Genomic DNA, 6,599 nt, shown 5'->3' with positions numbered 1-6,599 from the left:
CCCGGCTTGCTCCTTACTTTTCTTGCTTGTCCAAGAAAAGTAAGCAAAAGAAGACACCCCAGCTCACCCGCCTGATGATCAGGTTCCCTCACTGCGCCGCTTTCAATCCGTCAGTCACTGGCGTTCCCTGAACGCCGGATTAAAATCGGCTCGCTCGGCGGTCTTATATATAAGACCGCTGTAAGTTTTAAGCTGTCAGCTGTCAGAGAAAACCAGGAAATGTCTCAAAACTTTAAAAGCAAAGCCTTTGACTTACCCCCGGAGCTCTTGAGGTCGCTTCCGCTCGCACGATCACTGAACCGTAGCCCGACCGCAACCGCCACGGAGATGTTTCGCGTTTGCCTCAAGGCAAACTCCCTGGCAGCACAATTGAACAGAAACAATCCAGACCGCACAAAAAAGCCCCCGGCAAGGGAGCCGTTTTCTGCATACTCTTTTATGGCTCAATAAAAGAGTATGGCGGAGTGCGCGGCCGCGACCGCGCGGTTCTTCTTGACTTTTGTCTACAGGGGGACATCCATGAACTTCGGGTAGTGTCCCTCCTGATAGCGGAGTGCGTGGCCGCGAACACGCAATTACTTCTTGCCGCAGACCGGACAGGCCTGCATCCGCATCGGTTTTTCCAGGTGACTTTTTTCGAGCAGCTCCTCATTACTGAAGATCTCCAGGGTCGAGCCGTCGGCCGTGACCTTCCCCTCATGGATGACAATCGTTCTCTCGCAGAGATCGAGAACCAGGTCGAGGTCGTGGGTGGCAATGATCTTGGTGTGTTTGAACGATTTCAACTGCTTAATCAACAGCCGGCGGCCGCGGGGATCGATACCGGTGGTCGGCTCGTCCATCACCAGAATGTCGGGCGACATCGACAGCACCGAGGCGATGGAAACGGCCCGTTTCTCTCCACCGGAAAGGTGGAAGGGGGGACGGTCCCTGAGATGCAGGGCATCCACCTGCTCGAGCGCCGCAGTGACCCGCTCGTTAACCTCTTCGGTCGGATAGCCGAGGTTGAGCGGGCCGAAGGCGACATCATCGAAAACGGTCGGCATGAACAACTGATCGTCCGGATCCTGAAAAACCATACCGACGGTGCGGCGGATATCCTGAACGGTCTCGCGGTTCAGCGGGTAGTCGCCGATCCGCACCCGGCCGTCTGCCGGGGTCAGGTAACCATTAAGGTGAAGAAGCAGAGTCGATTTGCCGGCGCCGTTGGCACCGACAATAGCGACCGCTTCACCATGTTCAATCCGGAAATTGATCCCGTCCAAAGCCTGGGTTCCATCGGGGTAGCGGTATCTCAACTCTTCAACTTCGACGATATGGTGGCTCATGCGAGTATCTCCATGAAAATTGATCCGGCCTGTTCCGGTATGTTCCAGAGGCGGCAGAAGACGAAGAACAGGGTCCAGCCGAGAACGAATGCGATTTCCCGGCGGCCTGTGGTTAACGGTTTGATCATGCGGATTTCGCCGTCGAACCCGCGGCAAAGCATCGCCAGATGGATACGCTGAGCCCGTTCCAGGGTGCGCAGCAACAGTTGGCCGATCAGGCTGCCAAAGGTCCTGAGCCCCTTGCCGCGACCGTGAAAGGAGCGGAGCGCCCGGGCCCGGACCAGCCGGGTTGCCTCTTCGATCAGGACAAAGAGGTAACGGTAGACAAAGAGGAGTTGCAGCGCAAAAATCTTCGGACAGCCGAGTTTTTCAAGGGCCATACAGACCCCGGCGAAGCTGGTCGTTGCGATCAGGGTCAGGGCCGCCGTCACGGTCAGGGAAAAGCGGAGCAGGATCGAGGCGAACGAGACCCAGCCGCCTGAGATCTCGATGGTCCCGAAACGGAGCAACGTTGCCTGATCGAAGAAAGGGTTGAAAATCCCGATAAAAAAAGCAAATGGCAGGGCGATCAGCAATTTCTTCAGAATCGGTCCGGCCGGAAGGCCGGCCTGAACCGTAAGCACTGCCGGGTAGAGCAGGAATGGCAGCATGGCGGCAATGCTGTACTTGTCAAATGAGACAACCGTCACGATAAAGATCAGCGTTGTCACCAGCTTGGCCCGCGGGTCTAGCCGATGGATCGCCGAGTCCCGGTAGGCCAGGGCATCAAGGCTGCCCAGATCAAGATATGCGGTTTCGATGCGTCCCATGTACGGTCCTTCTGTCGTCGCCCACTATAGCATACGAAATTTTTTATCGTGCTACTAAATGTGAAAAAAAGAGAACAGCCCGCCTGCCGGGGGTCAGCTTAAATCTTTGCCGGTTGTCGTGGTGACCAGCTTGCCATGCTTGACCCCCTTGGTACCGATCAGTTCATCGGCCAGCCGTTTGACTTTATTCGCAGTCCCCTTGACGACAACGACTTCAAGACAGTGGTCGGTATCGAGGTGGACATGCATCGCCGAGATGATGGCATCATGATGCGAGTGCTGGTGCTCGGTCAGCTTGTCACTCAGGTCACGGGTATGGTGGTCGTAGACGAGGGTCACGGTTCCGACCGTTTCGGTATCTCCCTTGCCCCAGTCATCTTCGACCAAAGCATTCCGGATCAGGTCGCGGATCGCTTCCGAGCGATTCCGATAGCCTTTCCCCTCGATCAGGTGGTCAAATCGTTCAAGCAGTCTTTCGTCAATTGAAATGCCGAATCGGGACAGGTCAGCCATGGTTCTTCCCTCCACATGTGGGTTGTGACTTCTTTAGCACAGTGTCCGCACCGGGTCAACAATCACGCTAACTTAGCCAGCTCCTGCCCTTGTTGTCCACAGGATGTCCACGTGCTTTTTAACAATATATAGTGTTTTGAATGTAAGAAAATATCTACATCTAGTGGTTTTTGTCTTTGCGATTGAATTTGTTTGTGCTAAATTCCTGTTAGTTTGCGTTGTCGGGGGGCGGTACGGGACTGTCTGGTTGCCATGGCCGCTTGTTATTTAGTTGAAAGTGGAGGGAGTACATGATCGAGTATATCCGCAAGCGTGACGGAAGGCTGGCCCCCTTTGAGCAGGGGAAGATTCACGAGGCGATTGAAAAAGCGGTCCGTGCCGTCGGCGGCACCGACATGGAAAAAGCGGCTGCCATTTCAACCCAGGTCGTCGGGATTCTCGGCGTTATCTACAAGAACGACAGGGTTCCGACGGTCGAAAATGTCCAGGACCTCGTCGAAAAAATCCTCATCGAAAATGGCCATGCCAAGGTGGCCAAGACCTATATCCTCTACCGCAAGCAACATGAAGCCCTGCGCCAGACCCAGCGCTTCATGCAGGAGTCGGTTGAAGCGATCGACTCCTACCTCACCCAGGAAGATTGGCGGGTCAACGAAAACGCCAACATGGGGTATTCGCTGCAGGGGCTGAACAACCACATCGCCGCCAACATCACCAGCAACTACTGGCTCAACAAGATTTACCCGGAGCCGATCGCCAGTGCGCATCGCAACGGCGATTTTCACATACATGATCTCGGTATGCTGTCGGTCTACTGCTGTGGCTGGGATCTGAAGGATCTTCTGTTCAAGGGCTTTACCGGTGCTTACGGCAAGGTTCAGAGCGGCCCGGCCCGACATTTCCGTACCGCCCTCGGCCAGGTCGTTAATTTCTTCTACACCCTGCAGGGTGAAGCGGCCGGGGCCCAGGCCTTTGCCAATTTCGACACCCTGCTTGCTCCCTTTATCCGCTACGACGGCCTGGGCTACGACGAGGTCAAGCAGTCGGTCCAGGAATTCATTTTTAACATGAACGTGCCGACCCGGGTCGGGTTCCAGACGCCGTTTACCAATATTACCCTCGACATCAACCCGCCGTCGAACATGGCCAATGAAGCAGTCGTTATCGGCGGTGAGCTGATGGAGCAGACCTATGGCGACTTCCAGGACGAAATGGACCTGTTCAACCGCGCCTTCTGTGAAGTGATGATGGCGGGTGATGCCTCGGGCCGGATCTTCTCATTTCCGATTCCGACCTACAATATTACCGTCGATTTCGACTGGGACAATCCGCGCTACGAGCCGATCTGGGAGATGACAGCCAAGTACGGCATCCCGTATTTCAGCAACTTCGTCAACTCCGATATGGACCCGGAAGACGCCCGCTCGATGTGCTGCCGTCTCAGGCTCGACAACCGGGAACTGCGCCGCCGCGGCGGCGGCCTGTTCGGTTCCAACCCGCTGACCGGTTCGATCGGCGTCGTCACACTCAATCTGCCGCGCGCCGCCTACATGGCGCCGGACAAGCAATCGTTCTTCTCGCGGATTGCCGATCTGATGAAGCTTGCATACGAATCGCTTGAACTCAAACGGAAGCAGCTTGATCGCTTCACCGACGATGGCCTCTACCCCTACAGCAAGTTCTATCTTTCGGCAATCAAGGAACGGAGCGGCCATTTCTGGGACAACCACTTTTCGACGATCGGACTGATCGGCATGAACGAGGCCTGCCTCAACCTGATCGGCTGTGGCATCGATACGGCGACCGGTCATGACTTTGCGGTTGAAACCATGCAGTTCATGCGCAAGCAGCTCGAGGCGTTCCAGGAAGAGACCGGGCATCTTTTCAACCTTGAAGCGACGCCGGCCGAAGGAACCAGTTTCCGCCTGGCCAGCCGCGACCGGCAGAAATTCCCGGATATCATCACCGCCGGGGAGGATGAGCCGTACTACACCAATTCGACCCAGCTGCCGGTCGGCACGACGACTGACCTGTTCGAGGCGCTCAGTCACCAGGACGGACTGCAGACTCTCTATACCGGCGGCACGGTTCTGCACGGCTTCCTCGGCGAGCGGATCGATGACTGGCGGAGCGCCCGGCTGCTGGTCCGGCGGATCTCGGAGAATTTCCATCTGCCGTACTTTACAATCAGTCCGACCTTTACCGTCTGCCCGGTGCACGGCTATATCACCGGCGAGCATTTCTCCTGTCCGCATATGCATGCCGAAGGAAGAGCAGCTTAAAGGCAGTACCCGGATGTCAGTTTTCAGATGTCAATTCAAACTGTTGACTGATTACTGCTATCTGCCAACTTAGAATTTAATGGAGGTATTACAATGGCGACCAAATGTGATGCAAGAACCGAGGTTTATTCGCGTGTTTGTGGTTTCTTTCGCCCTGTTCAGCAATGGAACAAGGGGAAGAAAGAAGAGTTCAAGGATCGCGCCGAATTTCTCGTTCGCGAAGCCGATCAAAAGTAATTATTATTACTGTTTATCATGAAAGTTAAAGGTTTTCAGGGGACGAGCCTGCTCGATTTTCCGGGCAGGGTCGCCTCCCTGATTTTTTTTGGCGGCTGTAATCTCACCTGTCCCTTCTGTCACAACCCCTCACTTGTTCTCGATCCGGACCAATATCCCGATTATCCCCGCGAAGTTCTCCTTGAAGAACTGAAAAATCGTATGCCGTTCATCGACGGTGTTGTCGTTTCGGGCGGCGAGCCAACGATTGATCCGCAGTGCATCAATCTCTTGCGCGAGATCAAAGCCCTCGGCCTGGCGGTCAAGCTTGATACCAACGGGCTCCGGCCGGAGATGCTGCAGCGGATGCTCGATGAAAACCTGCTCGATTACCTCGCCTTCGATCTGAAGACAGCCCCCGGGCGGTACGGCGAACTGCATACGTCGCCGGTCGATCTCGACCAGCTCCAGCGTTCGATCAGCATCATTATGAAATGCAATATTGATTATGAATTCCGCACAACCTGCGTTCCGGCCTTTGTCGACGAACAGGTGGTCAGGCAAATGGGAGCTGCTATAAACGGTGCTGAACGCTGGGCCTTCCAGCAGTTCATGCCGGAACATTCCCTCGATGCAGAGCTCCGGGAGGCGGCCGCCTACCCGGACAAGATGATCCGTAATTTTGCTGAAATCGGCAAGGAATATGCTCGTGAAGTTTTGCTGAGGGGCGTCTGATCCAGGCAGTAACGATAAAAACGAAAGAGGTTGGAACGAGCGTTCTTTTCTTGTTTATCACATTTTTTTGCCGGGGATTAATGGTGCGCACTCTTAATAAAGACAGCTGTAAGTCTTAAGCTGTAAGCTGTCAGAGAGAGTCAGGAACAAAGCTCAATACTTTCAAAAGTATAGCTTTTGACTCACCCGTCCAACTTTTTGACTCCGATCGCATGTCCTGAGTTATCTTGTACTGAGCTTGCCGAAGTAGCTGAAGGAGACATCCATTGAAGCTTTTGACTTACCCCCGGAGCTCTTGAGGTCGCACCCGCCAGCGCGGTCACTGAACCGTAGCCCGACCGCAACCGCCACGGAGACGTATTGTGTTTGCCTCAAGGCAAACTCCCCGGAAACACAATTGAACAGAAACAATTCAGACCGCACGAAAAAGCCCCCGGCAAGGGAGCCGTTTTCTGCATACTCTTTTATGGCTCAATAAAAGAGTATGGCGGAGTGCGCGGCCGCGACCGCGCGGTTCTCTTGTTTCAGTATTCAGGGGACACTTCCCTGAGCTTTGGATAATATCCCAGCTCACCAAACAAATCAAAGTCGCCGGTATCGCCCGGCGTGCTCCTTACTTTTCTTGCCTGTCCAAGAAAAGTAAGCAAAAGAAAGACACCCCAGCTCACCCGCCTGATGATCAGGTTCCCTCGCTGCGCAGATTCCAATCCGTCAGT

The 6,599-nt window shown here is 54.7% G+C and carries 6 protein-coding genes; 2 read left to right on the top strand and 4 right to left on the bottom strand.

The genetic code is table 11. The features are described from left to right. Window positions 1-575: 575 nt before the first annotated feature. From C0623_05730 to C0623_05720, 3 genes are all read right to left on the bottom strand, one after another. The gene (locus C0623_05730) at window positions 576-1,328 is read right to left on the bottom strand and encodes a cobalt ABC transporter ATP-binding protein (protein PLY01206.1); all 753 of its coding nucleotides are present in this window, start codon (window positions 1,326-1,328) and stop codon (window positions 576-578) included. Continuing rightward, window positions 1,325-2,137 (bottom strand): cobalt ECF transporter T component CbiQ, encoded by an 813-nt coding sequence (gene cbiQ, locus C0623_05725; GenBank protein ID PLY01205.1) that lies wholly within the window; start codon window positions 2,135-2,137, stop codon window positions 1,325-1,327. The genes C0623_05730 and cbiQ overlap by 4 nt, the downstream gene beginning before the upstream one ends. Before the next feature lie 93 nt (window positions 2,138-2,230). Further along, window positions 2,231-2,650 carry a nickel-responsive transcriptional regulator NikR gene (locus C0623_05720; protein PLY01204.1) on the bottom strand — a complete coding sequence of 140 codons (420 nt, stop codon included), beginning with the start codon at window positions 2,648-2,650 and terminating at the stop codon, window positions 2,231-2,233. 290 nt (window positions 2,651-2,940) lie between these two features. Between C0623_05720 and C0623_05715 the strand changes: the two genes are divergently transcribed. Continuing rightward, on the top strand, window positions 2,941-4,932 hold the full coding sequence (locus C0623_05715) for a ribonucleoside triphosphate reductase (GenBank protein PLY01203.1): 1,992 nt from the start codon (window positions 2,941-2,943) through the stop codon (window positions 4,930-4,932). Window positions 4,933-5,187: 255 nt separating this feature from the next. Then, the gene (locus tag C0623_05710; protein PLY01202.1) at window positions 5,188-5,883 is read left to right on the top strand and encodes an anaerobic ribonucleoside-triphosphate reductase activating protein; all 696 of its coding nucleotides are present in this window, start codon (window positions 5,188-5,190) and stop codon (window positions 5,881-5,883) included. 524 nt (window positions 5,884-6,407) lie between these two features. On the opposite strand, the gene C0623_05705 is transcribed toward C0623_05710, so the two are convergent. Beyond that, the coding region (locus tag C0623_05705; protein PLY01201.1) for a hypothetical protein at window positions 6,408-6,599 on the bottom strand (192 nt) is incomplete at its 5' end.

This window comes from Desulfuromonas sp. (assembly GCA_002869615.1).
Taxonomy (GTDB): Bacteria; Desulfobacterota; Desulfuromonadia; order Desulfuromonadales; family UBA2294; genus BM707.
This window is presented reverse-complemented; position numbering and strand designations above follow the sequence as displayed.

What these genes read in the sequence shown, in the direction of transcription:
- C0623_05730 (PLY01206.1), bottom strand. Translation starts at nt 1,328, where the DNA reads ATGAGCCACCATATCGTCGAAGTTGAAGAGTTGAGATACCGCTACCCC.
- cbiQ (PLY01205.1), bottom strand. Translation starts at nt 2,137, where the DNA reads ATGGGACGCATCGAAACCGCATATCTTGATCTGGGCAGCCTTGATGCC.
- C0623_05720 (PLY01204.1), bottom strand. Translation starts at nt 2,650, where the DNA reads ATGGCTGACCTGTCCCGATTCGGCATTTCAATTGACGAAAGACTGCTT.
- C0623_05715 (PLY01203.1), top strand. Translation starts at nt 2,941, where the DNA reads ATGATCGAGTATATCCGCAAGCGTGACGGAAGGCTGGCCCCCTTTGAG.
- C0623_05710 (PLY01202.1), top strand. Translation starts at nt 5,188, where the DNA reads ATGAAAGTTAAAGGTTTTCAGGGGACGAGCCTGCTCGATTTTCCGGGC.